Annotated in this window: 22 protein-coding genes; 6 read left to right on the forward strand and 16 right to left on the reverse strand. The window is 63.4% G+C overall.

Annotated features, from left to right (window positions below; genetic code table 11):
* Nucleotides 1–142, forward strand: a 142-nt coding sequence (locus FNJ84_RS12745; RefSeq protein WP_143793528.1) for a transposase, incomplete at its 5' end; no start/stop codon positions are given.
* Here the strand turns inward: FNJ84_RS12745 and FNJ84_RS12750 are convergent.
* The 8 genes from FNJ84_RS12750 to FNJ84_RS12790 all read right to left on the reverse strand — a co-directional run bounded on the left by FNJ84_RS12750 (nucleotide 127) and on the right by FNJ84_RS12790 (nucleotide 9,615).
* Nucleotides 127–1,401, reverse strand: coding sequence for a calcium-binding protein (locus FNJ84_RS12750; RefSeq protein ID WP_143793529.1), 1,275 nt, complete (start codon nucleotides 1,399–1,401; stop codon nucleotides 127–129). The genes FNJ84_RS12745 and FNJ84_RS12750 overlap by 16 nt on opposite strands.
* Before the next feature lie 332 nt (nucleotides 1,402–1,733).
* Nucleotides 1,734–2,720, reverse strand: a complete 987-nt coding sequence (locus tag FNJ84_RS12755) for an ABC transporter substrate-binding protein (RefSeq protein WP_143793530.1) — start codon at nucleotides 2,718–2,720, stop codon at nucleotides 1,734–1,736.
* A gap of 34 nt (nucleotides 2,721–2,754) precedes the next feature.
* On the reverse strand, nucleotides 2,755–3,588 hold the full coding sequence (locus FNJ84_RS12760) for an ABC transporter permease (protein WP_143793531.1): 834 nt from the start codon (nucleotides 3,586–3,588) through the stop codon (nucleotides 2,755–2,757).
* Nucleotides 3,585–4,448 carry an ABC transporter permease gene (locus FNJ84_RS12765; protein WP_143793532.1) on the reverse strand — a complete coding sequence of 288 codons (864 nt, stop codon included), beginning with the start codon at nucleotides 4,446–4,448 and terminating at the stop codon, nucleotides 3,585–3,587. The genes FNJ84_RS12760 and FNJ84_RS12765 overlap by 4 nt, the downstream gene beginning before the upstream one ends.
* A 39-nt stretch (nucleotides 4,449–4,487) precedes the next feature.
* Nucleotides 4,488–5,267, reverse strand: a complete 780-nt coding sequence (locus FNJ84_RS12770; RefSeq protein WP_143793533.1) for an ABC transporter ATP-binding protein — start codon at nucleotides 5,265–5,267, stop codon at nucleotides 4,488–4,490.
* Nucleotides 5,268–5,378: 111 nt separating this feature from the next.
* Nucleotides 5,379–6,830, reverse strand: a complete 1,452-nt coding sequence (gene hydA / locus FNJ84_RS12775; RefSeq protein ID WP_143793534.1) for a dihydropyrimidinase — start codon at nucleotides 6,828–6,830, stop codon at nucleotides 5,379–5,381.
* 136 nt (nucleotides 6,831–6,966) lie between these two features.
* On the reverse strand, nucleotides 6,967–8,214 hold the full coding sequence (locus FNJ84_RS12785; RefSeq protein WP_143793535.1) for a Zn-dependent hydrolase: 1,248 nt from the start codon (nucleotides 8,212–8,214) through the stop codon (nucleotides 6,967–6,969).
* A gap of 75 nt (nucleotides 8,215–8,289) precedes the next feature.
* On the reverse strand, nucleotides 8,290–9,615 hold the full coding sequence (locus FNJ84_RS12790; RefSeq protein WP_143793536.1) for an aspartate aminotransferase family protein: 1,326 nt from the start codon (nucleotides 9,613–9,615) through the stop codon (nucleotides 8,290–8,292).
* A 120-nt stretch (nucleotides 9,616–9,735) separates the two neighbouring features.
* Between FNJ84_RS12790 and FNJ84_RS12795 the strand changes: the two genes are divergently transcribed.
* Nucleotides 9,736–10,356, forward strand: coding sequence for a TetR family transcriptional regulator C-terminal domain-containing protein (locus tag FNJ84_RS12795; RefSeq protein ID WP_143793537.1), 621 nt, complete (start codon nucleotides 9,736–9,738; stop codon nucleotides 10,354–10,356).
* A 37-nt stretch (nucleotides 10,357–10,393) separates the two neighbouring features.
* On the opposite strand, the gene FNJ84_RS12800 is transcribed toward FNJ84_RS12795, so the two are convergent.
* The 4 genes from FNJ84_RS12800 to FNJ84_RS12810 form a co-directional block, all read right to left on the reverse strand.
* Complete coding sequence (locus tag FNJ84_RS12800) at nucleotides 10,394–11,434, reverse strand: TAXI family TRAP transporter solute-binding subunit (protein WP_143793538.1); 1,041 nt, start codon at nucleotides 11,432–11,434, stop codon at nucleotides 10,394–10,396.
* 34 nt (nucleotides 11,435–11,468) lie between these two features.
* Nucleotides 11,469–12,053 (reverse strand): TetR/AcrR family transcriptional regulator, encoded by a 585-nt coding sequence (locus FNJ84_RS12805; protein WP_185968518.1) that lies wholly within the window; start codon nucleotides 12,051–12,053, stop codon nucleotides 11,469–11,471.
* Nucleotides 12,053–12,382, reverse strand: a complete 330-nt coding sequence (locus FNJ84_RS22015) for a hypothetical protein (RefSeq protein WP_185968519.1) — start codon at nucleotides 12,380–12,382, stop codon at nucleotides 12,053–12,055. The genes FNJ84_RS12805 and FNJ84_RS22015 overlap by 1 nt, the downstream gene beginning before the upstream one ends.
* A gap of 100 nt (nucleotides 12,383–12,482) precedes the next feature.
* Nucleotides 12,483–13,043, reverse strand: a complete 561-nt coding sequence (locus FNJ84_RS12810) for a DUF882 domain-containing protein (RefSeq protein WP_143793540.1) — start codon at nucleotides 13,041–13,043, stop codon at nucleotides 12,483–12,485.
* 303 nt (nucleotides 13,044–13,346) lie between these two features.
* Between FNJ84_RS12810 and FNJ84_RS12815 the strand changes: the two genes are divergently transcribed.
* The 4 genes from FNJ84_RS12815 to FNJ84_RS12830 are packed head-to-tail and all read left to right on the forward strand — an operon-like array spanning nucleotide 13,347 to nucleotide 17,639.
* Nucleotides 13,347–14,972, forward strand: a complete 1,626-nt coding sequence (locus tag FNJ84_RS12815) for a murein L,D-transpeptidase (protein WP_143793541.1) — start codon at nucleotides 13,347–13,349, stop codon at nucleotides 14,970–14,972.
* Nucleotides 14,973–14,998: 26 nt separating this feature from the next.
* Nucleotides 14,999–16,084 carry a UDP-3-O-(3-hydroxymyristoyl)glucosamine N-acyltransferase gene (lpxD, locus tag FNJ84_RS12820; protein ID WP_143793542.1) on the forward strand — a complete coding sequence of 362 codons (1,086 nt, stop codon included), beginning with the start codon at nucleotides 14,999–15,001 and terminating at the stop codon, nucleotides 16,082–16,084.
* Between the two features lie 20 nt (nucleotides 16,085–16,104).
* Complete coding sequence (locus tag FNJ84_RS12825) at nucleotides 16,105–16,371, forward strand: acyl carrier protein (RefSeq protein ID WP_143793543.1); 267 nt, start codon at nucleotides 16,105–16,107, stop codon at nucleotides 16,369–16,371.
* A complete protein-coding gene (locus tag FNJ84_RS12830; protein WP_143793544.1) occupies nucleotides 16,368–17,639 on the forward strand; it encodes a beta-ketoacyl synthase in 1,272 nt (423 codons plus the stop codon). The genes FNJ84_RS12825 and FNJ84_RS12830 overlap by 4 nt, the downstream gene beginning before the upstream one ends.
* 96 nt (nucleotides 17,640–17,735) lie before the next feature.
* Here FNJ84_RS12830 and FNJ84_RS12835 read toward each other — a convergent pair whose 3' ends face one another.
* From FNJ84_RS12835 to FNJ84_RS12850, 4 genes are all read right to left on the reverse strand, one after another.
* On the reverse strand, nucleotides 17,736–18,596 hold the full coding sequence (locus FNJ84_RS12835; protein ID WP_143793545.1) for an invasion associated locus B family protein: 861 nt from the start codon (nucleotides 18,594–18,596) through the stop codon (nucleotides 17,736–17,738).
* Between the two features lie 457 nt (nucleotides 18,597–19,053).
* On the reverse strand, nucleotides 19,054–20,067 hold the full coding sequence (gene galE, locus FNJ84_RS12840; protein ID WP_143793546.1) for a UDP-glucose 4-epimerase GalE: 1,014 nt from the start codon (nucleotides 20,065–20,067) through the stop codon (nucleotides 19,054–19,056).
* Between the two features lie 19 nt (nucleotides 20,068–20,086).
* Nucleotides 20,087–21,091: a polysaccharide deacetylase family protein gene (locus FNJ84_RS12845; RefSeq protein WP_143793547.1), complete on the reverse strand. Its 1,005-nt coding sequence runs from the start codon at nucleotides 21,089–21,091 to the stop codon at nucleotides 20,087–20,089.
* On the reverse strand, nucleotides 21,091–22,299 hold the full coding sequence (locus FNJ84_RS12850) for a glycosyltransferase family 4 protein (protein ID WP_143793548.1): 1,209 nt from the start codon (nucleotides 22,297–22,299) through the stop codon (nucleotides 21,091–21,093). The genes FNJ84_RS12845 and FNJ84_RS12850 overlap by 1 nt, the downstream gene beginning before the upstream one ends.
* Nucleotides 22,300–22,473: the final 174 nt, after the last annotated feature.

Genomic DNA, 22,473 nt, shown 5'->3' on the forward strand with positions numbered 1-22,473 from the left:
GCGCAATCTGGTCGAACGCTGCTTCAACAAGCTCAAGAACGCCAGGCGTGTCGCGACCCGCTACGACAAGACGGCGGAAAGCTTTCTCGGCTTCATTGACATCACGTCGATCCGCCTCTGGCTCCGTCATTTGTCAACATGACCTAGAACATCATTGCCAGACCCGCCGTCGATACGGTCGAACCCGGCGCCACCCGAGATCGTATCCGCGTCCAGACCGCCGTCGATGGTGTCGTTGCCGGCACCGGCGCTGAGTTGGTCATTACCGCGCAAACCGATCAGCAGATCGTTGTCGTCCCCGCCCAGAATGGTGTCGTTCCCGGTCCCGCCATTGGCGATATTCTGGCCGGCACCGGTCAGCAGACGGTCATTGCCATGGCCGCCATCCAATTCGTCATTGCCGTCCCCGCCGTCCAGATAGTCATTGCCATCACCGCCCAGCAACAGGTCGTCGTGATTGCCACCATCCAGATAGTCGGCACCGGCATCGCCCTGCAACGTGTCATGGCCGCCCCAGCCATCCAGCCGGTCGTCGCCGTCGCCCCCTTCCAGCAGATCCTGCCCGATGGCCCCCCGCAAGGTATCGTTCCCGGTGCCACCGGTCAGCGTGTCATGGCCATCATCGCCGGTGATGTGGTCATGCCCGCTGCCGCCCCAGACACGGTCGTTGCCGGCACCGGCTTCGACGACGTCATTGTTCAACCCCGCAGCCATCAGATCGCCGGCGGCGGTTCCCCTGAACACGGCTATCACATCGTTCGGGTCGGTGTCGTCATCGGTCAGCGCAACTCCGCCATCCGGGGTAAAGCCCGTCGGGATATAGTTCTGCTGGTCGATAAACGTGACCGTCTGAAGCCGCGAGAAATCCGGCACCTGCCATTCTTCCAGAAAATGCGCCTCCTGGATGCCGGCATTTGCGCCGCCATCCCAGGTCATGTCGATGCGCGCGCCCTCCATCGCATAAAAGATGAAGCCACCCGTCGCCGTTTCGATCAGCAGCCATTGCTGGGGATCATTGCCCGGATCGTTATGGGCACCGTTGAAGGCGACGATGCGCATGTTTGACGGCAGGTTGAACAGGTCAATCGCAACCCCATCAACCATGATCCTGTCCCGTGAATGATCGTAATCCTCGATCCGGCCGACGATGATGTGATCATCTGCGATATTGTCGACATTTTTGAAGTTGAATGTATCCACACTGCGATTGCTGACGCCATCCGTATCGCCACGGGCATGGTGCCCGTGCGAAAAGTCGAACGGCTCATCAACAAAATTCAGGTCCAGCCAGTCACTGCCGCCAAAGCCGAAAACATGTGACTGATCGTATTGGTTCAGACCCGGAAGATAGGTCAGGGCGTCGATGTAATCGTCGCCGTTCGTTCCATGATATGCAGGCATTCGATGTGTCCTTGTCCAAGCTGCCCAGGAAGATCAAACGAGGAATCACTACCGCTGCGCCAGGCCATGGCGGGCCGGGCGACAAAACCAGAACGAACTAAACAGGACGGTGTTAAAAATTGGTTAACGGAATGCGATCCGTTACTGATCAGGACGTCGAATGTCTGATGATCGGCAAAAGGCTGCCGTTGCCGGAATACGGCGCGAACATATCTCGCCGGGCAGGGCAGGCCTGTCTTGTCCGGAAATCCCGTCGGGACAGGCCTTGTCAGCCGTGCCGAAATATCCCGCAGGGGGTGCGGGGGCGGCGTACGCCCCCGCTTGGGCGCCGCCTATTGCAGCGCCTGATCCGAGATCGCATGCGTCCATGCGCCCTCGGGTGCCTTGGAAATCACCGGATCCGAGCCGCCAGCCAGCAGCGTATCGACCGTGCGCTGATAGTCAGCCTCGTCCAGCGCGCCGTTGGAACCGGCGGTCAGCTTGGCCACTTCGGTCATCATCCGGGTCTGGTGCTCGATGGTCTGGGCGCCGGTCTCATCGTTTTCCAGCACGATCTCGGCCGCTTCTTCGGGGTTCTCCTCGGCATATTTCCAGCCCTTCATGCTGGCCCGAACGAAGCGCGTCAGCTTGTCGACCATTGCCGGATCATCCAGATTTTCCTGCAAGGTATACAGGCCGTCTTCCAGCGTGGCGACGGCTTGATCCTCGTATTTGAAGGTCACCAGATCGGCCTCGGCAATGCCGGCATCCAGCACCTGACCATATTCATTATAGGTCATGGTCGAGATACAGGCGGCCTGTTTCTGCAACAGCGGATCGACGTTGAAACCCTGTTTCAGCACGGTGACGCCATCCGGGCCGCCCTCGGTGGGGATGCCCAGATGGCTCATCCAGCTGAGGAACGGGTATTCATTGCCAAAGAACCACACGCCAAGGGTCTTGCCCGGAAAGTCTGCCTTGGGGTCGGTGATGCCGCTTTCCTTCAGGCAGGTCAGCATCATGCCAGAGCTTTTGAAGGGCTGGGCGATATTGACCAGCGGCAGCCCCTTTTCGCGCGCCGCCAGCGCCGCCGGCATCCATTCGACGGTGACGTCTGCACCGCCACCGGCCAGCACCTGCGTGGGGGCAATGTCCGGTCCACCCGGCTTGATCGTCACGTCAAGGTTCTCTTCCTCATAGAAACCCTTGTCCTTGGCTACATAATAGCCGGCGAACTGGGCCTGGGTGACCCATTTCAGCTGCAAGGTCAGCTCATCCGCGGCATGGGCCGCACCGGCCATCAGGGCGAAGGTGGCGGCACCGATCATCAGTTTCTTCATTGCTTCCTCTCCTGTTGAAGACCGGTTTCCCGGCTTATCGGCGCTGCGAGGGGTGCCAGAAGGTCACCCGTTTCTCGGTCAGCACGACGATTCCATAGAACAGCGATCCCGCGATTGCGGCCACAAGAATTTCGGCCCAGACCAGTGGCAGATCCAGTTGCCCCACGGCGGTCGAGATCCGAAACCCCATGCCCCGCGTCGGACTGCCAAAAAACTCGGCAACGATGGCCCCGATCAGGGCCAGCGTGGTGGTGATCTTCAGCCCGTTGAACAGAAAAGGCATGGCGGCCGGCAGACGCATCTTCAGCAGCGATTGCCAGTATCCCGCGCTCCATGTGGCCATCTGATCGCGTTGCAGCGCATCGGTGCTGGCCAGCCCGGCGACCATGTTCACCAGGATCGGAAAGAACACCATGACCACGACCACGGCCGCCTTTGACTGCCAGTCAAAGCCGAACCACATGACCAGGATCGGCGCTATCCCGACGATGGGCAGGGCGGCAACGAAATTGCCGATGGGCAGCAGGCCGCGTTGCAGGAACGGGCTGCGGTCGATGGCAATGGCCGTGGCTATGGCGGCCAACGCCCCCATCAGCCAGCCGCTCAGCGCGCCCTTCAGGATGGTCTGCACGAAATCGCCCCACAGGATGCCGGTATTCGCGGCAAAGCTGGCGCCGATGCTGCTGGGTGGAGGCAGGATCACCGAGGGCACCGCATAGATCCGTACGGTCATTTCCCACAGGATCAGCACCGTGACCCCGAAAACCATGGCCACAAGCAGGCGCGTCAGCCGCGTGTCGAACCGCGCCAGCCAGATATTCAGGCTTAATGCACCAAGCCAGACGGCGATGATCGGCAAAGCAGTCATCGTGCCAGCCCCATGCGTTGCAACACCACCCGCTCGATCAACCCGATAAGCATGACCAGCGTAGCCGCCAGAAAGGCCGCCATGAACAGCGCCGACCAGATCTGCACGGTTTGCCCGTAATAGCTGCCCGACAGCAGGCGCGCACCCAGTCCCGATGTGGCGCCCGCTGGCAGCTCGCCCACGATGGTGCCCACCAGCGCCGCCGCCACGGCGACCTTGAGGCTGGCAAACAGAAAGGGCATCGAACTGGGCAGGCGCAGCCGCCAGAACGTCTGCCCGCGCGAGGCATTCCAGCTGCGCATCAGGTCCAGTTGCATCGCCTCGGGCGTGCGCAGCCCGCTGACCATGCCGACCAGGACCGGAAAGAAACTGAGCCAGGCGGAAATCACTGCCTTGGGCAGCAACCCGGTGATGCCCATGCTGGCCAGCACCACGATGACCATCGGCGCAATGGCCAGGATCGGCACGGTCTGGCTTGCCACGGCCCAGGGCATGACCGACTGGTCCATCACCCGGCTATGGGTGATGCCCACCGCCAGCAGGATTCCGGCAAACGACCCGATGGCAAAGCCCGCCATGGTGGCCGAAAGGGTCACCCAGGCATGATAGACCAGGCTGCGCTTAGAGGTGATCTTCTGCCCGGCGATCCCGTCCCACAGCCCCGCGGCCACCTGATGCGGCGCGGGCAGAACCGGTCGATCCTGCGACAGCGTATCGGCGATCAACTGCCCGGTGGTCAGCGTGGTGCCCGCCCGCGCCGCCTGATCACGCGCCCAGGGGGCGTTCATGCCGATCGCCGCGACATACCAGACCAGAATGATGGCGGCGATGACGGTCAGGACGGGCAGGGCACGGGTCATGCGATAGCCCCCCGCCTTCTGTCGGCCCACTGTGAAACGCTAGTCATAACTATGCCCTTCGCGCAGGCCTTCGCGCACCTCATGGGCGATGCGGATGAATTCCGGGCTGTCGCGAATCTCCAATGGGCGTTCGGCCGGCAGGGTGCTTTCGATCACCTTGGTTATCCGGCCGGGACGCGGCGACATGATCACGATCCGGCTCGACAGATACACCGCTTCTGGTATGGAATGTGTCACGAAACCAATGGTTTTTCTGGTTTTCCTCCACAGTTCCAGCAACGCCTCGTTCAGCCGGTCGCGCACGATTTCATCCAGCGCGCCGAAGGGCTCGTCCATCAGCAGGATATCGGCGTCAAAGGCCAGTGCGCGGGCGATGCTGGCCCGTTGCTGCATCCCACCCGAAAGCTGCCATGGGTATTTCCCGCCAAATCCGCCAAGTTCGACCAGGTCCAGCACGCGGGCGATCCGCTCGGCCCTTTCAGATCTGGAAAACCCCATGATCTCAAGCGGTAATGATATATTCCCAGAAATCGTTCGCCACGGATAAAGCCCCGGCGCCTGAAAGACATAACCATAAGCCCGCGCGCGCCGCGCCTCATCCGCGCTCATTCCGTTGACGGTCAGACGACCGCCGGTTGGCGTTTCAAGCGCCGCGATGGTGCGCAGGAAGGTGGTCTTGCCGCAGCCCGAGGGCCCGATGAAACTGACGAAATCGCCGCGATTGATGGTCAGGTTCACGTCTTTCAGCGCATGGACGGGGCCATCGGCGGTCTGAAAGGTCAGGTCGATGCCGTCGGCGGTGATGACGCTGTCAGACATGTCGCGCCCGACGCTTGTTGTCGGATGTAACCCGTCGCCCGACGTCCTTTTCATCTATCTTACGAAGCTTCATGTTCCCGCCGCAGCCGCATCCGAAATTGGGCATCGCCGTCAAACCCCGCTCGCCGGAATGCCCGAGCGCTGCACTGGCCTTGGCGCGGTCAGTTCCTTCCAGGCTGACAACGCACGGTTCACCGTTCCCCTCGGCTCGCGCGCCACGAACTCGCCATGACCCTCGCGGCTGTCCACGCGGCCTTCGGTCACGGCCACCACACCGCGCGTTAGGGTGAAACGCGGCAGGCCCTTCACATTTTGGCCTTCGAACACATTGTAATCAATCGCGGATTGCTGGCTGCCCGCGCTGATCGTCTTTGCCGCCTCAGGGTCCCAGACCACCAGATCGGCATCCGCCCCCACCAGAACCGCACCCTTCCTGGGATACATGTTCAAGATCTTGGCGATATTGGTCGAGGTGACGGCGACGAATTCATTCGGCGTCAGCCGCCCGGTATTCACCCCATGCGTCCACAGCATCGGCATCCGGTCCTCAAGGCCCCCGGTGCCATTCGGGATCTTGGTGAAATCGCCAACCCCGGTGCGCTTTTGCGCCGTCGTAAAGGCGCAATGATCCGTCGCCACCACCGACAGAGACCCCGATTGCAGCCCGGCCCACAGACTGTCCTGATGCAGCTTGTTGCGGAAGGGCGGCGACATGACCCGCCTTGCGGCATGGTCCCAGTCCTTGTTGAAATACTCGCTTTCATCCAGCGTCAGATGCTGGATCAGCGGCTCGCCCCAAACGCGCTTGCCCTGCGCCCTTGCCCGCCTGATCGCCTCGTGACTGTCCTCGCAACTGGTATGGACGACATAAAGCGGCACGCCCGCCATATCGGCCACCATGATGGCGCGGTTGGTGGCCTCGCCCTCGACCTGCGCCGGGCGGGAATAGGCATGTGCCTCTGGCCCGGTATTTCCTTCGGCCAGCAGCCGCGCCGACAGTTCGGCCACCACATCGCCATTCTCGGCATGGACCAGCGCGATCCCACCCAGATCGCCCACCCGGCGGAACGATGCGAACAATTCGTCATCATTCACCATCAGCGCGCCCTTATAGGCCATGAAATGCTTGAAGCTGGTGATGCCACGCTTGACCACCGCCTCCATCTCATCGAACACCTGCTGCCCCCACCAGGTGATCGCCATGTGATAAGAAAAATCGCAATGCGCGCGCCCGACCTTGTTGTCCCACATCTGTAACGCGTCCAGCAGGCCCTGCCCGGGCGAGGGCAGGGCGAAATCCACCACCATCGTGGTGCCGCCCGCCAGCGCCGCACGGGTGCCGCTTTCGAAATCATCGGCGGAATAGGTGCCCATGAAGGGCATCTCCAGATGCGTATGCGGGTCGATCCCGCCCGGCATGACATAACAGCCGGTCGCGTCCAGCACCTTGTCGCCGCTCAGCCCCTCGTCAATCGCCACAATCTTGCCGCCCTCGATCAGCACATCGGCCTTATAGGTCAGATCGGCGGTCACGATGGTTCCATTCTTGATGACTGTGCTCATCGGTCCTGTCCTCGCTTTGATCCAAATATCCCGGGGGTCCGGGGGCAGCGCCCCCGGCCGTNNNNCCCCGCCCCCCCCCCCCCCCCCCCCCCCCCCCCCCCCCCCCCCCCCCCCCCCCCCCCCCCCGTCGTCCGCCTCAGCGGACGATCTCTGCCACTTCCAGCACCGAATGCAGCAGCACATCGGCACCCGCTGCGGCCCATTCGGGCGAAATCTCCTCGGCCTCGTTATGGCTCAGCCCATCCACGCAGGGGCACATGATCATCACCGTGGGCGCCACGCGGTTGATCCAGCAGGCATCATGCCCCGCGCCCGAAACGATGTTCAGGTGGGAATAACCCAGTTCCTCGGCCGCCCCCCGCACCACATCGACCAAAGCCGGATCAAAGGTCACCGGGTCGAAATGGCCGACCGGCTCGATTTCGATGCCAAGGCCCAGCTCGGCCGCGATGACCGGGGCTTCGGCCTCCAGTCGCGTGCGCATGCTGGTCAGCTTGCCCAGATCGGGACTGCGGAAGTCGATGGCAAAGACCGCCTTGCCCGGAATCACGTTGCGCGAATTGGGATAGACATTGGCCTGACCGACAGCGCCCACGGCGCCGGGCTGGTGGTCCATGGCGATGCGGTGCACGGCCTCGATGATGCGCGCCATGCCCAGCCCGGCATTCACCCGCATGTTCATTGGCGTGCTGCCAGTATGGGCATCCTTGCCGGTCAGCGTCACCTGCAACCACCACAGGCCCTGGCCATGCGTGACCACGCCGATCTGGCGGCCTTCTGCCTCCAGAATCGGGCCCTGCTCGATGTGATATTCGAACATCGCATGCATCGGCCGGCCGCCCACATTCTCGGTTCCGCGCCAGCCGATGCGGTCCAGCTCGTCGCCGAAACGCTTGCCCTCGGCATCTTCGCGACTGTTCGCGTAATCCTCGTCATGGATGCCGGCATAGACGCCACTTGCCAGCATCGCCGGTGCAAAACGGGTGCCTTCCTCGTTCGTCCAGTTCACCACAACGATCGGACGCCGCGTGCGCAACCCCATGTCACGAATGGATCGCACGACCTCCAGCCCGGCAAGCACGCCCAGGACGCCATCATATTTTCCGCCCGTGGGCTGGGTATCCAGATGGCTGCCGATATAAACCGGGTCCAGCGTCGGATCGGCGCCCTCGTGGCGCATGAACATGTTGCCCATGCGGTCCACACCCATGGTCATGCCGGCATCCTCGCACCAGGCTTGGAACAGGCGGCGTCCCTCGGCATCGGCATCGGTCAGGGTCTGGCGGTTATTGCCGCCGGCCACGCCAGGGCCGATTTTGGCCATGTCCATCAGGCTGTCCCACAGCCGGTCAGGGTTGATCTTCATATTGCCGGCGGCGGTCATGTCCGTTCTCCTGTTGGCTGGCCGCCCGTCTTGATGCGGGGTCGGCCTGGCGTATCCTGTCTGCGCAGTGCGACGCTACGCGGTTTCCTTCAGCACCTTGGCAAGCGTTCCGATCAGCTCGTCTATCTGCGCTTCGGAAATGATCAGCGGCGGCGACATGGCGATGGTGTCGCCGGTGATGCGGATCATGATCCCGGCCTCGAAGGCGCGGACAAAAACATCAAAGGCGCGCTTGCCAGGCTCTCCCTCGATGCCGCGCAGCTCGACCGCGCCGATCAGGCCCATATTGCGGATGTCGATCACATGGGGCAGGTCGCGCAACCCGTGCAGCGCCTCTTGCCAGTGCCGTTCCAGCCGGGCCGCGCGGGTCAGCAGACCTTCCTGAGCATAGGTGTCCAGTGTTGCGATTCCGGCGGCGCATGCCACCGGATTGCCGGAATAGGTATAGCCGTGGAACAGCTCGATCACATGCTCGGGGCCTTGCATGAAGGCATCATGGATCTGGGCCGTGGTCAGGACGGCCCCCATGGGAATGACGCCATTGGTCAGGCCCTTGGCGCAGGTGATCATGTCGGGCAGCACGTCGAAATGCTGCGCGGCGAAAGGGCTGCCCAAGCGGCCAAAACCCGTGATCACCTCGTCAAAGATCAGCAGGATCCCGTGCTTTCTGGTGATCTCGCGCAGGCGTTGCAGATAGCCCTTGGGCGGCAGCAACACCCCGGTCGAGCCGGCCATCGGCTCGACGATCACGGCGGCGATGGTATCAGCCCCGTGCAGGGCGACGATCCGCTCCAGCTCATCGGCCAGGTTGGCGCCATGTTCGGGCTGGCCACGGGTAAAGGCGTTCTGCGGCAGATGCGTGTGGGGCAGGTGATCCACGCCGTTCAGCAGGCTGCCAAAAACGCGGCGGTTGTTGACGATGCCGCCGACCGAAATGCCGCCGAATCCTACGCCGTGATAGCCGCGCTCGCGCCCGATCAGCCGGGTCCGGGCACCGTCGCCCCGCGCCCGGTGATAGGCCAGCGCGATCTTCAGCGCGGTATCAACCGCCTCGCTGCCGGAATTGCAGTAGAAGACATGCTCGATCCCGTCAGGCGCGATGTCGACGATCCGGTTGGCCAGTTCAAAAGCCAGCGGATGCCCCATCTGGAAGGCGGGGGCATAATCCATCTGCGCCACCTGGGCCTGAACGGCTTCGGTGATCAGCGGGCGGCAATGGCCGGCATTGCAGCACCACAGCCCGGCGGTTCCGTCCAGCACCTGCCGGCCGTCGGCAGCGGTGTAGTGCATGTCCCTGGCCGCGACCAGCATCCGGGGTGCGGATTTGAACTGCCGGTTGGCGGTGAAGGGCATCCAGAATGCGCGCAGATCATTGGGGGCAGGTTTCCGGTCCAGGGCCATGGTCTTCCTCGCGAAATATTGACCAACAGGTCAGGATCAGGCTAGCACGGGGCCATGGCCAGTCAAGCGCCATGCCGGCCCGTGCGGACCCGGCCCCCTGATTGTAAGGGAATTCCCGCCATGAGCGAAGAAGATGAGCAACCCCGCCCCACCCGGATCCAGCAAAAGAACCGCTCGGTCATCCTGGAAGCTGCCCTGACCGTTTTTTCGGCACAGGGTTTCCGGGGCGCCACCATCGACCAGATCGCCGAGGCTGCCGGACTGTCCAAGCCCAATGTGCTGTATTACTTCGCCAGCAAGGACGATATCTATCGCAGCCTGCTGACCGGGTTGCTGGACATGTGGCTGGATCCATTGCGCCAGATCGACCCGCAGGGGCAGCCTTTGGCCGAGGTCCAGCGCTATGTCGCGGTGAAGTTGCAAATGTCGCGCGACTATCCCCGCGAAAGCCGGCTTTTCGCCAATGAGGTGCTACAGGGCGCGCCCCTGCTGACCGAAATTCTGGGCGGCCAATTGCGCGAGATGGTGGATGGGGCCGCCAGCATTTTTGCAGGCTGGATCGAATCGGGCCAGCTGGCCAGGGTCGATCCGCATCACCTGATCTTTTCGATCTGGGCGCTGACCCAGCATTATGCCGATTTCGAAGTGCAGGTGCGCGCCGTTCTGGGCGAGGGCCACGACCCCTATGCCGAGGCCGGCATCTTTCTGGCTGGTCTGTACGACCGCCTGTTGAAGCCCTAGGCACCGAATGTCGTATTCGTGACCCGGATGGTCCGGGTCATGGCGGTGTGGCGCCCTTCAGCAGCCCGGCCCCGCGATAATAGGCCGCCGCCCCCGGATGCAGCGGCACACTTAGCCCTTGCAGCGCGCGCTCGCGGGCGATGGCATGGGCCGCCGGATGGCTTTCCAGCAGTTGCTGCTGGGTATAGTCGTTCCACAACACGCGGGTGATGTCATGGATCAGCTGATCGGGTTGATCGGCAGTGGTCAGCCAAAGCGCGGCAACTGAAAGGGTCTGCACATCACCGTGCTGCCCCGGATAGGTGCCTGCGGGCAAGGTTTCGCGGCGAAAGAACGGGTGCTGCGTCAGCAGACGGTCGGCCAGCGGCCCTTCGATCGGGACCAGCGTGATATCGGTCTGGCCCGCCAGTGCCGTCAATCCCGCGACCGGCCAGCCACCGACCATGAACAGCGCATCCAGACCGCCCTCGCGCAATTGCCTGGCGGCCTGATCCACGGGCAATTCGCTGAGAATCAGGCGGTTGTCGGGCAGGCCCGCGGCTTGCAGGACCAGCTGCGCGTCGATCCGGGTGCCCGAGCCGGGCTGATTGATCGAGACCCGCTTTCCCGCCAGATCCGCGATCGAGGTGATGCCGGAATCGGCGCGGGCGACCAGATGGATCGCCTCGGGATAAAGCGCCGCGATCGCACGCAGTTGCCCCGCCTGCGCATCGCCATGCCAGCCGGGGCCGCCGGTCTGGGCGCTATGGGCGATGTCGGCCTGGGCAAGACCCGATTCCACCCTGCCATCGCGCAGCGCACGGATGTTCTGAACCGAACCCTCTGACGCCAGCGCGGCAGCCAGCAGCCCCGGCACGCCGCAAGCCCCGCCATCGCCGCAGTCTGTTCCACCCGGCGGGTTCGAGATCGCGGCGGCGATCTCGCTGCCGATGGCATAATAGGTCGCCGTCGTCTCGCCGGTCGCGATGCGGAAAAACGTCACATTTGCGGCGGTTTCACCATCGGTCTGCGCCGGGGCCGAAAAGGGCATCAGCATCAGGGTCGCCAGGCCAATCAGGAAAAGGAAGCTTCGTCGCATGGGTTTTCGTGCCATCGCTGGATAGGACCTGGCTTCAGCCCTTGCGCATCAGAATATTGCCCGCCGCCTCGATCATGCCGATATTCTCGATGGCCTGGCCGACCAGATCATCTGTCCGCCCCTCGACCCAGTCCAGCACGGCATGGCGCGTGGCCGAGATGATGGCGGCAGCAAGGATCGGGGCAAATCGCGGATCATGATCGGTCAACCGCTGGCGCAGCATCTGTTCCATCACCGAATGCCGTTCCAGCAGGGCGGTCTGTTGCAAGGCCGCAAGCTTGGCATCGGTCGCGGCCAGGCGAATGACCGCCGCGACCTGATCACGCTGATCGGTGAAGCGCGACAGATGCGCCTGCATCAACTTCGACAGATCGTCGATCAGCCGACCATTTGCCACCACGAAAGCATCCGATGCCTCGCGCGGGTAGTCCTTCGGAGGTCCGTAAATCGCGGCCTCTTTATAAGGGTAATAGTTGAAGAAGGTCCGGGGACTGACGCCGGATTCGCGGGCAATCGCCTCGGTCGTCACGTTCGACATGCCGTCGCGATCGGCCAGACGAATGGCAGCGGCCTGAATCCGCTTTGCTGTTTCCAGCCGTCTTTTACTGGGGCCGGTCATCAGAGGATCCTGCAAGAAATTGACCCGCTCTGAAATTTGAACCCTTCCATCGCATCGCGCAAGCCTGTTGTCGCGGCGAAGGCCGGCATGTGGCGCCGGGACGAAAGAACGGCCGCCCCCCATTTGTCTGCAATGCCATGAGGCGGGCGGCCCGATGCCACGGCCATGGCCTTGACTGGCGCATGCCGCATCGGGTCCAGATGCGGGGCGGGTTTTCCAGGGAAAATGGCTTGCAACACGTTGCTGACGTCCTTCCGTCCCAAGCTGAGTTTCATGCCGAAGCTTATCAGCCGCGCCGGATTTGCCGATGTGCCATTCCGCCACATCATGTCTGGATCAGCCCGAAATACAAACGCTGCAATATGCTGGCCCGACAGGCTGGGCCGGCATATTGCAGCTTTTCTTCGTCGGACGCCGTGGCCGAGGGGCTTAGCCGCCCCAGGTGCGGATCGGGCCGCAGTCCATATGAACGAAATTCGACCGGCTGTATTTGCCAACACCGCCCGCATTGCAGGCCATGGCCGCCCGATACATCTGGTTGACCGAGCGCGATTTCATCCGCAGGTCAGCCGCCTTGCCCACCATGTGCAGCGAATTGCGCGCCACCCCGCCCGAACGCGAGCGCAGCATCGCATTCGTCTTGGGCGAGCGATAGCCCGACAGCATCATATAGGGTTCGTTGGTTTGCAGCATGCGATGGCTGGCTGCGGCAATGTCGACGGCGCGCGGGTCGATCCCAATCGCCTCGCCGGTGCGCCAGTCGCGCATGAAGATGTTGATTTCATTCAGCGCCTCGCGGATGTACTTGCCATCGACCCAATAGACGGTGTCGATGCTTTCCCCGGTGCGCCCCGAATACATGCGGATGCGGCGCATGTCGCCGGCGCCGCGCAGAAAGCCAAAAGCATTGGCCATCACCGGTGCCGCCGCAACAGTGGTCGCCGCAAAGATGCCAAGCATCCCCCGGCGGTTGATGAGGTTCATGGTCATGTCAGATCGCCTGTCCTGCTTCGTTCTTGTCGCTGCATTTTTTAACAGCACGTCCGAGCTTATCCCGAACTTATTAACAATATGTCAAAACGGCTTGCCCGCAGGAACCGTTTAGTTCCGGGCATGGCGGGATTTTGCAACTATGGGCGAAAAACCGCCGATATGCTATATGTGGAAACAGAAATACGGGTGGTGTTGCTGCCGGGTGACGGCGGCGCGGCGAAATTGTCACTGTGCCCCGGCGATGCTGGACCCGGGGCAGGGCGAATGGCAGATCGGATGCAATGAATGCGGCGTTGGAACATGTTGGCAAGATTTGGCAAGTATGCGCTGGTGGTCGGGCTGGCGGCGTCAGTGGGGCCTCTGGGTCTGACCGGGGCGGCAGCACAGGGTCTGGGCGCGGCGACGGCGGTTGCCCCGCGACTTGAATTCACCGGACCCGAGATGGAACTGGCCCGCGCGGTGGCCGGAACGCCCGGCGTCGCCGCCTTTTATGGCGAGAACGGGCTGAAACCGATCTTTGGCGGCATCGAGGGGCAGGCGCGGCGCGATGCAGTGATCGCAGCGATTCGCGCAGCCCATCTGCATGGCCTGCCGACCGCGCGCTATCGGCTGGACCAGCTGACCAGCGCCGACCCCGATACCGCACAGGGCGAGGCGCTGTTTGCACAGGTCGCGGCCCAATATCTGCGCGATGTGACCAGCGGCGCGATCAACCCGGCCCGCGCCGACAACCAGATCCACCGCACCGTTCAGCGCCCGCCTTTGGCCCGGCTGCTGCGCGAGCTGGCCGCAAGTGCAGATCCGTCTGCATTCATGCTGGCACAGGGGCCGAGCGATCCCCGCTATCACGCGCTGCGTCAGGCGCTTGCGGCCCGCACGGGGCTGATCGCGCCGGTCGATGCGCCGCTTGCGCCCGAAGGGCTGTGGCGTGTCGGGATGCGCAGCCCGCAAGTGCCCGATCTTCGCGCGCGGCTGACCAGCATCGGGTTCCAGGCCGTGCCGCCGGTTGACCCCTCGGAATATGATGCGGCACTTGCCGATGCCGTGATCCGCTATCAACAGGCGGTCGGACTGCCTGCTGATGGGGTCGCGGGGCCAAAGACGATCGGCCAGCTGAATGGCGGGCCGGATGGCCAGACCCGTGCCATTCTTGTCGCGATGGAGCGGATGCGCTGGATGAATGGGCATGACCTGAATGCCCGGCATGTCTGGGTGAACATCCCGGAATTCACCGCCCGCATCTATGATGGCGGACAGCAGGTGTTCCAGACGCGCACCGTGGTCGGAAAGACCGATAACGACATGCGCACGCCTGAATTTTCGGACGAGATGGAATATGTCGTCGTCAACCCGCGCTGGAACGTGCCGCGTTCCATCACCGTCAGGGAATATCTGCCCCGGCTGCAAAGAAACCGCTATGCCGTGGCCCATCTGGACGTGATCGACGGGCGGGGCAATGTGGTGTCGCGCGACCGGATCGACTTTGGCCGCTATACGGCCAGCAACTTCCCCTATCGGATGCGGCAGAAACCCAGCGACGACAACGCCCTTGGTCTGGTCAAGTTCATCTTCCCGAACCAGTGGAACATCTATCTGCACGACACGCCGACCAAACATCTGTTCGGTCAGTCCACCAGGGCCTATTCGCATGGCTGCATTCGCATCGGCGATCCCTTCGATCTGGCTTATGAACTGCTGTCGCAGCAGACCGACGATCCGCGGGCGATGTTCCAGCGGGCGCTGGCGACCGGAAACGAACAATGGCTGAAGCTGAAACCGGCGCTGCCGGTGCATCTGGTCTATTTCACCGCCATGGCCGAGCCTGACGGGCAGATCCGTTTCTACAAGGATATCTATGGCCGCGACGCAAGGGTATGGCAGGTTCTGGCCAAGGCCGGGCTGGAACTGGACGTCCAAAGCGACTAAATCGCGCCCCAAAGGGGAATGCGATCATGGTTATGACAATCGGTGAACTGGCGCAGGCCTTGCAGGCGGAAAGCTGGGGTGACCTGTCGCGTCCCGTCAGCGGCGCGGCCGAGCCCGGCGCGACGCGCGAGGGGCAGATCGCCCTGGCCATGGCGCCGAAATACGCGGCAGCGCTGCGCGGAGGAGACATGGCGATCCTGGCGCAAGGAATGGACCCTGCCGAATACGGTCTGAGCGCCGCAATCTTCGCGCCGCGCCCACGGCTGGTCATGGCGGGTCTGACCCGCGCCTTTGATCCCGGTCCCGATCTGGCGGTCGGCATTCACCCGACGGCGATCATTCATGAAACGGCCGAGATTGGGAAAGGCGCCGCGATCGGCCCCTTCGTCACCATCGGTCGCGACGTTCGCGTCGGTGCGCGTGCCCGTATCGCTGAACATGTCAGCATCGGTCGCGGCACGGTGATCGGGGACGATGCCCTGATCCTTCCCGGCGCACGCATCGCCCATGGCGTGACCGCCGGCGACCGGCTGATCGTGCAGCCAGGCGCTGTGATCGGCAGCGACGGGTTTTCCTTTGTCACGCCCGAGGAATCCGGCGTCGAGGAAATCCGCCGCACGCTTGGCCATCGCGATCAGGCGCGGGATCAGCACTGGACGCGCATCCACTCGCTTGGCGGGGTCGAGATCGGCGACGATGTTGAGGTCGGCGCCAACAGCACCATCGACAGGGGCACGATCAGGGCCACGCAGATCGGCTCGGGCACCAAACTGGATAACCTGGTCCATGTCGGGCACAATGTGGTCGTCGGTCAGGATGCGCTGCTTTGCGGGCAGGTGGGCATCGCCGGCAGCTGCCGCATCGGCGACCGGGTGGTGCTGGGCGGGCAGTGCGGCGTGTCCGACAATACCGAGATCGGCGACGATGTGATTGCCGGGGGCGCGACCAAGATCTTTACCCGCATTCCGGCCGGCCGCGTGGTCCTGGGCAACCCCGCCGTGAAGATGGAAACGCAGCTGGAAATCCAGAAGGCCACCCGCCGCCTGCCGCGCATGGCCGAAAAACTGGCGCAGCTTCAGGAAAGCGTTACAAAACTGTTGGACAAGGGCTGAAAGCAGTCAGAGGGGCCGCCATGAACACCGACGTTTCAAACCGCATCCGCGCCATCATCGCCGAACAGGCCATGCTGGAACCCGATCAGATTTCCGATGATGCCACGCCCGAGCAGCTTGGCATCGACAGTCTGGGGCTGGTCGAGACGATCTTTGCCATCGAGGAAGAATTCGATATTTCGGTTCCGTTCAACGCCAATGAACCCGAGAAATCCGCGTTCGACATCTCCAGCATGGGCAGCATCGTCGCGGCGGTCGAACGGCTGATCTCGGAAAAGGCGGCATGAGCCCGAAAAAGACCAAGGGCGACAGGAAAAAGACCGGCGAGACAACCACCGCCGCGGGTCTTCGTCGTGTCGTCATCACCGGGGCCGGGACGATCAATGCACTTGGCCATGACGTGACCTCAACCCTTGCGGCCTTTCGTCAGGGGCGTTGCGGCATCAGTCAGCTGGATTTCCGTGATGTCGACCGGCTGTCGATCCAGATCGGCGCCCAGGTGCATAACTGGCGGGCCGAGGATCATTTCAACCGCCAGCAGATCCTGCTTTATGACAAGTTCACCCAGTTCACGCTGCTGGCCGCCAAGCAGGCCGTGGCGCAGTCTGGGCTGAATTTCGCCGGCAAGCTGGGGCTGAACTCGGGCGTCGTGCTTGGCACGGCGGGGGGCGGGCTGAACACCTGGGACGAAAATTACCGCGCCGTCTATGAAGAGGGGAAGAACCGCGTTCACCCCTTTGTCGTGCCAAAGCTGATGAACAACGCCGCCGCCAGCCATGTCAGCATGGAATTTGGCCTGCGCGGCCCCGCCTTTACCGTGGCTACGGCCTGCGCCAGTTCCAATCACGCGATGGGGCTGGCCTTCCAGATGGTGCGATCGGGTGCCGCGCGGGTCATGCTGACCGGCGGATCCGAGGCGATGCTGTGCTTTGGCGGAATCAAGGCCTGGGAAGGGCTGCGCGTCATGTCCAAGGATGCCTGCCGCCCCTTCAGTGCCAACCGGAACGGCATGGTCCAGGGCGAGGGCGCCGGCGTCTTTGTCTTTGAGGATTACGAACATGCCAGCGCGCGCGGCGCCGACATCCTGGCCGAGGTGGTGGGTTTCGCCATGTCCTCGGACGCGCAGGACATCGTGATGCCAAGCGCGCAGGGGGCCGAACGCGCGATCACCGCTGCCATGCAGGATGCCCGGCTGAACCCCGAGGATATCGGCTATATCAACGCCCACGGCACCGGCACGGCCGCCAATGACAAGACCGAATGCGCGGCAGTCGCCCATGCCTTTGGCCATCACGCCGACAGGCTGATGATGTCCTCGACCAAGTCGATGCATGGCCACCTGATCGGCGGCACCGGCGCGGTCGAGCTGCTGGCCTGCATCATGGCGCTGCGCGACGGCGTCATCGCGCCGACCATCGGCTATGAGGAACCGGACCCGGAATGCGCGTTGGACGTGGTGCCCAATGAGGCACGCGAGGCGCGAGTGGACGCGGTTCTGTCCAATGCCTTCGCCTTTGGCGGGCTGAATGCCGTCATAGCCCTGCGCAGGGTCTGACGCAGCAGGCGGGTGACGACCTGCGGGGCATAGCGGGAAAATGACAAAGGCCGCGCCCTATCAGGGACGCGGCCTTCGGTTTTCTGCGCCGGCGGATCAGTTGGCCGGGGCAGTCTCTTCGGTGGCGGCGCCTTCGGCCGGTGCCTCGGTCGCGGATTCGCGGGCGGCCAGTTCCGCGCGCGCCTCGTCAACGATGCCCTCCAACTCGCTGAAGGCGGCGGTGAAGCCGGACAGCGACATGGGCAGTTCGACCGGGTTTTCGGGATCGGCGCCAAAGGGCAACAGCGACACCACGGCGGCATTGCCGCGCTTCAGCCCGTTCAACCCGGCAGTGTCAAAGCCCATCCGCGAGATACAGCCCACGGGCGCGCAGAAGTTGAACGGGTAGCCGCGCGTCTGTGCGCTGTCGATCTTCAGGCCCAGACCGCGAACCAGATCGGTTTCCAGCGGTGCGACGATCGTGGCACCGGCCGCCGCCTCGCCCTGAGCCAACGGGATCATGGTCACTTCGGCAACCGAATTGCCCTGGCCATCCTTCAGCAGCTGATACAGTTCGCAGGGATCGGGCTCACCCTCGCCGGCATTGACGCAGCGGATCGTCCAGTCGGAATGGGTCGATTTAACGTAATAGGCGCCAATCTGAGGCTCGGCATTTGCCGCATCGGCGGGGGCATCGGCAGGTGCCGCTGCCGGGGCGTCTGCGGTCGCGGCCGGGGCATCGGCCGGCGCGGTCTCGGCGGCGGGTTCGGCCGCAGCGGCCTCGTCAGTGGTGGCGGCAGCCTCGCCTTCGGTGGTGGCAGCGGCGTCGCCGGTTGCTGGCGCAGCCGAATCGGCGGCCTGCTCGGTTGTCGCTTCGGTGCCTTCGGGCAGCGGCGTCGCCGTGTTGTCCTGCGCAAAGGCCGGGCCCGCCATTACGACGATGGCCGCCAAAAGGGCCGACGAGTTCTTGTAAGCCATGGTGGTTCTAATTCCTTATCCAGAACGTCGCAGTTGGCTTAGCACGGGTCCCGGCGCTTGTCAGCGCGGTTTGCACATGCTTGGGTCACCTTGCGTTGAAGCCGAAGAATTGGACAGATTGAATAAAAAGCCGAATGTTCGCGTGGGTTTGTGGCGAATATCCTGTGAATGACAAAGGGGCCGCAGCATGGCCGCGACCCCCGTTTCCGCCTGAAGGCGTGTCTCCCTGCCGGACTGGCCGGTCATCATTGGACCGCACGCTAGTCGCAGGGCCATGATCCGTCAACAGGTCAATCAGACATGTTCGATCACAAAAAAAGCCGCGCCCGAGGGCGCGGCAGTCCAACAGGGAGGAAGAGCCGAAACCATCAGATGAAGGTTCCGACAGGACCGTTATAGCAAAGCGAAATTAACATTTGGTGATTATTTCGCGCGTTGCGTGTGTTTGTTGGCGAAATTATGCTTTAGCGCGCATGAACGCCCAGTTACTGCCGCACATTGCGGCCAGGTCGTACCGGGCCCGAAATCCCAGTTTCTGATCGGCAAGACGGGTATCGGCGTAGGAAACGGCCGCATCTCCGCCCCGGCGCGGCACGACCTGGTTGGGAATCGGCTGACCCGAAACCTGCTGATAACAGGCGATTACCTCGCGCACGCTATGGCCTCGCCCGGTGCCCAGATTGACCAGATGGCTGCCCGATCCGCCGCCATCGGTCAGCGCCTGCAATGACAAGACATGGCCCCGTGCCAGATCCTCGATATGGATATAGTCGCGAATGGCGGTGCCGTCGGGTGTGGGCCAGTCATCCCCGAAGATCATCAGCCTGTCGCGACGACCCATCGCCACCTGCGCGATCACCGGCACCAGATTGCCGGCCGGCTGACTGGGATCCTCGCCGATCAGGCCCGAGGGATGGGCGCCGACGGGGTTGAAATAACGCAGGATGCCAAGACCCAGCTGCGGTTCGGCCTGGGCCAGCGCGGCAAGGAACTGTTCCCCGACCAGCTTGGTCCGGGCATAGTTGTTCTGGGGCCGGACCGCGCTTTCTTCGGTGACCGGCATCGCCTCGGCCTCGCCATAGACCGCCGCGCTGGAGGAAAAGACGATCCGCGCAACCCCGTTCGCCTGCATTGCACGGGTGACATTGATCAGCCCTCCGACATTCACCTGATAATAGCCCAGAGGATCGCTTTGACTGTCGGGCACGCTTTTCAGCGCGGCGAAATGGATCACCGCGTCGAAGCCAGCCCCGCGCATCGCCTGATCCATCGCCGCCTCGTCGCGGATATCGGCCTCGATCACCGGGGTCGGGCGTCCGGTGATCTGTGTCAGACGATCGGGGACATCGCGACGGGCATTGTGGAAATTGTCCAGAATGACCGGCTCGAACCCGGAATCGACCAGCGCCAGATAGACATGCGCACCAATAAAACCTGCCCCACCAGTCAGCAGGACCCGTCCAGAAGTCATCACGCCACCTTGCACATGTTCAATACCCGACAAGCCGCAGCCGCAGCCGGTCCAGGCGATTGTAGCGGCCGATATTGATGCGCGACAGGGCGAAAGGATCCTGATCGCGAGGCGCCAGCGAATCGTCAAGCACCGTGGCCGTAGCAAAACCCTGTCTTGCGACCTCGGCCCGCAGCTCAGCGTTGTGATTGCTGTTGGGATAGGCGAAATGCGCCACGTCCTGCCGGGTCCAGTCACGCAGCAACTGCCGGGACAGGGCGATGCTGGCGGCGGCCTCGGCCAGCGGGATCTGGTCCAGCAGGTTATGGCAATGGCTGTGCGCGCCGATGGTGACATGGGGGCAGGCGGCAAATTCGCGCAGTTGTTCCAGGCTCATCGGGCCGACCGGGCTGGCGGGCGGCGTGATCGGGGCCGCCTGTTCCAGAACCTGTGCGACCAGTGCCTCGCGCCGGTCGGGGGCGACGGTTTTCAGCCTGTTGAGAAGCTGACCGATCACGGTGCAGCGCGACAGCCCGTATTCCGGGCCAATGGTCCAGAGCCCCAGCCCATCTGCTGCAAGGTCGATGCGTCGTTCGCCCGGTCCCTGCAAAGCATTGACGATGCGGTCGAACCAATAGGGCGTGGCCTCTGCGATCTGACCAGTGGCGATATAGGCCAGCACCGGCAGTTCCTCGGAACGAAGCAGCGGCAACAGGTGGTCATAAAGGCCGATGTCGCCATCATCGAAGGTCAGCACCAATGAGGGCCGCGTGCCGGCAGGGCCGTGCAGCGCCTGATCCAGGCTGACGATGTCGTAATCCTCGCGCAGCGCGGCGACCAGCCTGCGAAATTCGCCGATCGGCAAGACCGTCCACGCATCCATCAGGTCGGCATCCCCGCCGAGGGTATGAAAGCACAGGATGGACAGGGGCCGGTCGCGCCATGCACGGCGCTGCAAATGGCCATAGACCGGCGGTGCGGTGGCAAGGGCCAGAACGGTCGACTTCACGGCATCGCGTGCCAGTTGCCTGATCCTTGCTGCCATCAGCGGTCGTCCTTCCGGCCCGCGAAAAGATCGCGCAGCCGGCGCGCCTCGGTGTCGGCATCATGGCGTTGTCGCACGCGCGCAAGGGCGTTTCTGGCCATGGCATCACGGGCATCCGCCGAAAGATCCAGCGAGGACCGCATCGCATCATGCAGCGCGGCGACATCACCCGCCGGCACCAGCCAGCCGGTCTGTCCCGGCTGGACCAGTTCGGCAATCCCGCCAACATAGGTCGAGATCACCGGGCGCCCCGCCGCCATCGCCTCCATGATCACCACGGGCAGGCCCTCGATGAAACTGGGCTGAACCAGGGTTGCGCAGGCCTCTAGCTGGTCGCGGACCTGCCGGGCAGAGATCCAGCCAGTGATGCGCACCGCATCGCCCAGATCCAGGCTTGCGATCCGCGCCTCGATCTGCGGCCGCATCTCGCCATCGCCGGCCAGGACAAGGCGGATGCCGGGGCATTCGCGGCGCAGGGCGGCAAAGGCCTCAAGCAGAATCAGATGGCCTTTTTCGGGGCTTAGCCGCCCGATGCACAGAAAGGGCGCACCCGCCAGCGGCGCCGGGGCCAGTCCGAAAGCCGCGTCCTCCAGCCCGCAATGGACGACCTTGATGCGATCCCACAATTGGGGATCGACCTGCCGCATCAACTGGCTGCGGGAAAAGCCGCTGATGGCCACCGCAAATTCCGCATCACCAATCTTGCGAGGGAAATGCAGCGCCTGCGCGTTGTCGGCCTCGTCCATGCCGTGCACGGTGAAGCTGTAGCCGGGGCCGCCCAGCAGCCTGACCAGCAATGCGATCTCGGCGGTGTTGGTGCCGAAATGGGCGTGCAGATGCCGGGCCGGCTCGGCGTCCAGCCAATCCATGATCCGGCAGGCATGGGCGACATAGACCATGTGGTAGGGCCAGGGCCGCATGCCACCGCGAGACATGGCGCTGGCCGCGCGTATGGCTTGCCACAATCCGCGCGGATTGCGCCGCAGCCGCCGCCACACCGACCCGACCAGCGGCCGCAGCCCGTCTCGCAGGCTGTAATCGGTGCGGGTCTGTTCCACCCGGTCCTCGGGATCGACAAGTTCCGCATCCCAACCTCGCAGCGCCATCCGGTGCACGGTAACGCCCTGCCGTTCCAGCGCGAGAATCTCGCGCCGGATGAAGCTGTGGCTGACCTTGGGATACTGGTTGATCAGATAGGCGACACGCATCGAGGGGCTTTCAGGTCTGAAGCAGAAGCGATCGCGCGTCGCGCATCGCAGGTCAAGCATGCCATGGTAATCGGTCCCGCGAAACCGCCTTGTTCCTAATCGGTTACCGGTTCGGTTGCCTGCTGCCCCGAGCAGGCTTCACCAGCGGGGGATAAATCTGCCATAAGACAGGCA

The organism is Paracoccus sp. M683, from assembly GCF_007096355.1.
Lineage (GTDB): Bacteria > Pseudomonadota > Alphaproteobacteria > Rhodobacterales > Rhodobacteraceae > Paracoccus.

What these genes read in the sequence shown, in the direction of transcription:
- FNJ84_RS12750 (WP_143793529.1), bottom strand. Translation starts at nt 1,401, where the DNA reads ATGCCTGCATATCATGGAACGAACGGCGACGATTACATCGACGCCCTG.
- FNJ84_RS12755 (WP_143793530.1), bottom strand. Translation starts at nt 2,720, where the DNA reads ATGAAGAAACTGATGATCGGTGCCGCCACCTTCGCCCTGATGGCCGGT.
- FNJ84_RS12760 (WP_143793531.1), bottom strand. Translation starts at nt 3,588, where the DNA reads ATGACTGCTTTGCCGATCATCGCCGTCTGGCTTGGTGCATTAAGCCTG.
- FNJ84_RS12765 (WP_143793532.1), bottom strand. Translation starts at nt 4,448, where the DNA reads ATGACCCGTGCCCTGCCCGTCCTGACCGTCATCGCCGCCATCATTCTG.
- FNJ84_RS12770 (WP_143793533.1), bottom strand. Translation starts at nt 5,267, where the DNA reads ATGTCTGACAGCGTCATCACCGCCGACGGCATCGACCTGACCTTTCAG.
- hydA (WP_143793534.1), bottom strand. Translation starts at nt 6,830, where the DNA reads ATGAGCACAGTCATCAAGAATGGAACCATCGTGACCGCCGATCTGACC.
- FNJ84_RS12785 (WP_143793535.1), bottom strand. Translation starts at nt 8,214, where the DNA reads ATGACCGCCGCCGGCAATATGAAGATCAACCCTGACCGGCTGTGGGAC.
- FNJ84_RS12790 (WP_143793536.1), bottom strand. Translation starts at nt 9,615, where the DNA reads ATGGCCCTGGACCGGAAACCTGCCCCCAATGATCTGCGCGCATTCTGG.
- FNJ84_RS12795 (WP_143793537.1), top strand. Translation starts at nt 9,736, where the DNA reads ATGAGCGAAGAAGATGAGCAACCCCGCCCCACCCGGATCCAGCAAAAG.
- FNJ84_RS12800 (WP_143793538.1), bottom strand. Translation starts at nt 11,434, where the DNA reads ATGCGACGAAGCTTCCTTTTCCTGATTGGCCTGGCGACCCTGATGCTG.
- FNJ84_RS12805 (WP_185968518.1), bottom strand. Translation starts at nt 12,053, where the DNA reads ATGACCGGCCCCAGTAAAAGACGGCTGGAAACAGCAAAGCGGATTCAG.
- FNJ84_RS22015 (WP_185968519.1), bottom strand. Translation starts at nt 12,382, where the DNA reads ATGATGTGGCGGAATGGCACATCGGCAAATCCGGCGCGGCTGATAAGC.
- FNJ84_RS12810 (WP_143793540.1), bottom strand. Translation starts at nt 13,043, where the DNA reads ATGACCATGAACCTCATCAACCGCCGGGGGATGCTTGGCATCTTTGCG.
- FNJ84_RS12815 (WP_143793541.1), top strand. Translation starts at nt 13,347, where the DNA reads ATGTTGGCAAGATTTGGCAAGTATGCGCTGGTGGTCGGGCTGGCGGCG.
- lpxD (WP_143793542.1), top strand. Translation starts at nt 14,999, where the DNA reads ATGGTTATGACAATCGGTGAACTGGCGCAGGCCTTGCAGGCGGAAAGC.
- FNJ84_RS12825 (WP_143793543.1), top strand. Translation starts at nt 16,105, where the DNA reads ATGAACACCGACGTTTCAAACCGCATCCGCGCCATCATCGCCGAACAG.
- FNJ84_RS12830 (WP_143793544.1), top strand. Translation starts at nt 16,368, where the DNA reads ATGAGCCCGAAAAAGACCAAGGGCGACAGGAAAAAGACCGGCGAGACA.
- FNJ84_RS12835 (WP_143793545.1), bottom strand. Translation starts at nt 18,596, where the DNA reads ATGGCTTACAAGAACTCGTCGGCCCTTTTGGCGGCCATCGTCGTAATG.
- galE (WP_143793546.1), bottom strand. Translation starts at nt 20,067, where the DNA reads ATGACTTCTGGACGGGTCCTGCTGACTGGTGGGGCAGGTTTTATTGGT.
- FNJ84_RS12845 (WP_143793547.1), bottom strand. Translation starts at nt 21,091, where the DNA reads ATGGCAGCAAGGATCAGGCAACTGGCACGCGATGCCGTGAAGTCGACC.
- FNJ84_RS12850 (WP_143793548.1), bottom strand. Translation starts at nt 22,299, where the DNA reads ATGCGTGTCGCCTATCTGATCAACCAGTATCCCAAGGTCAGCCACAGC.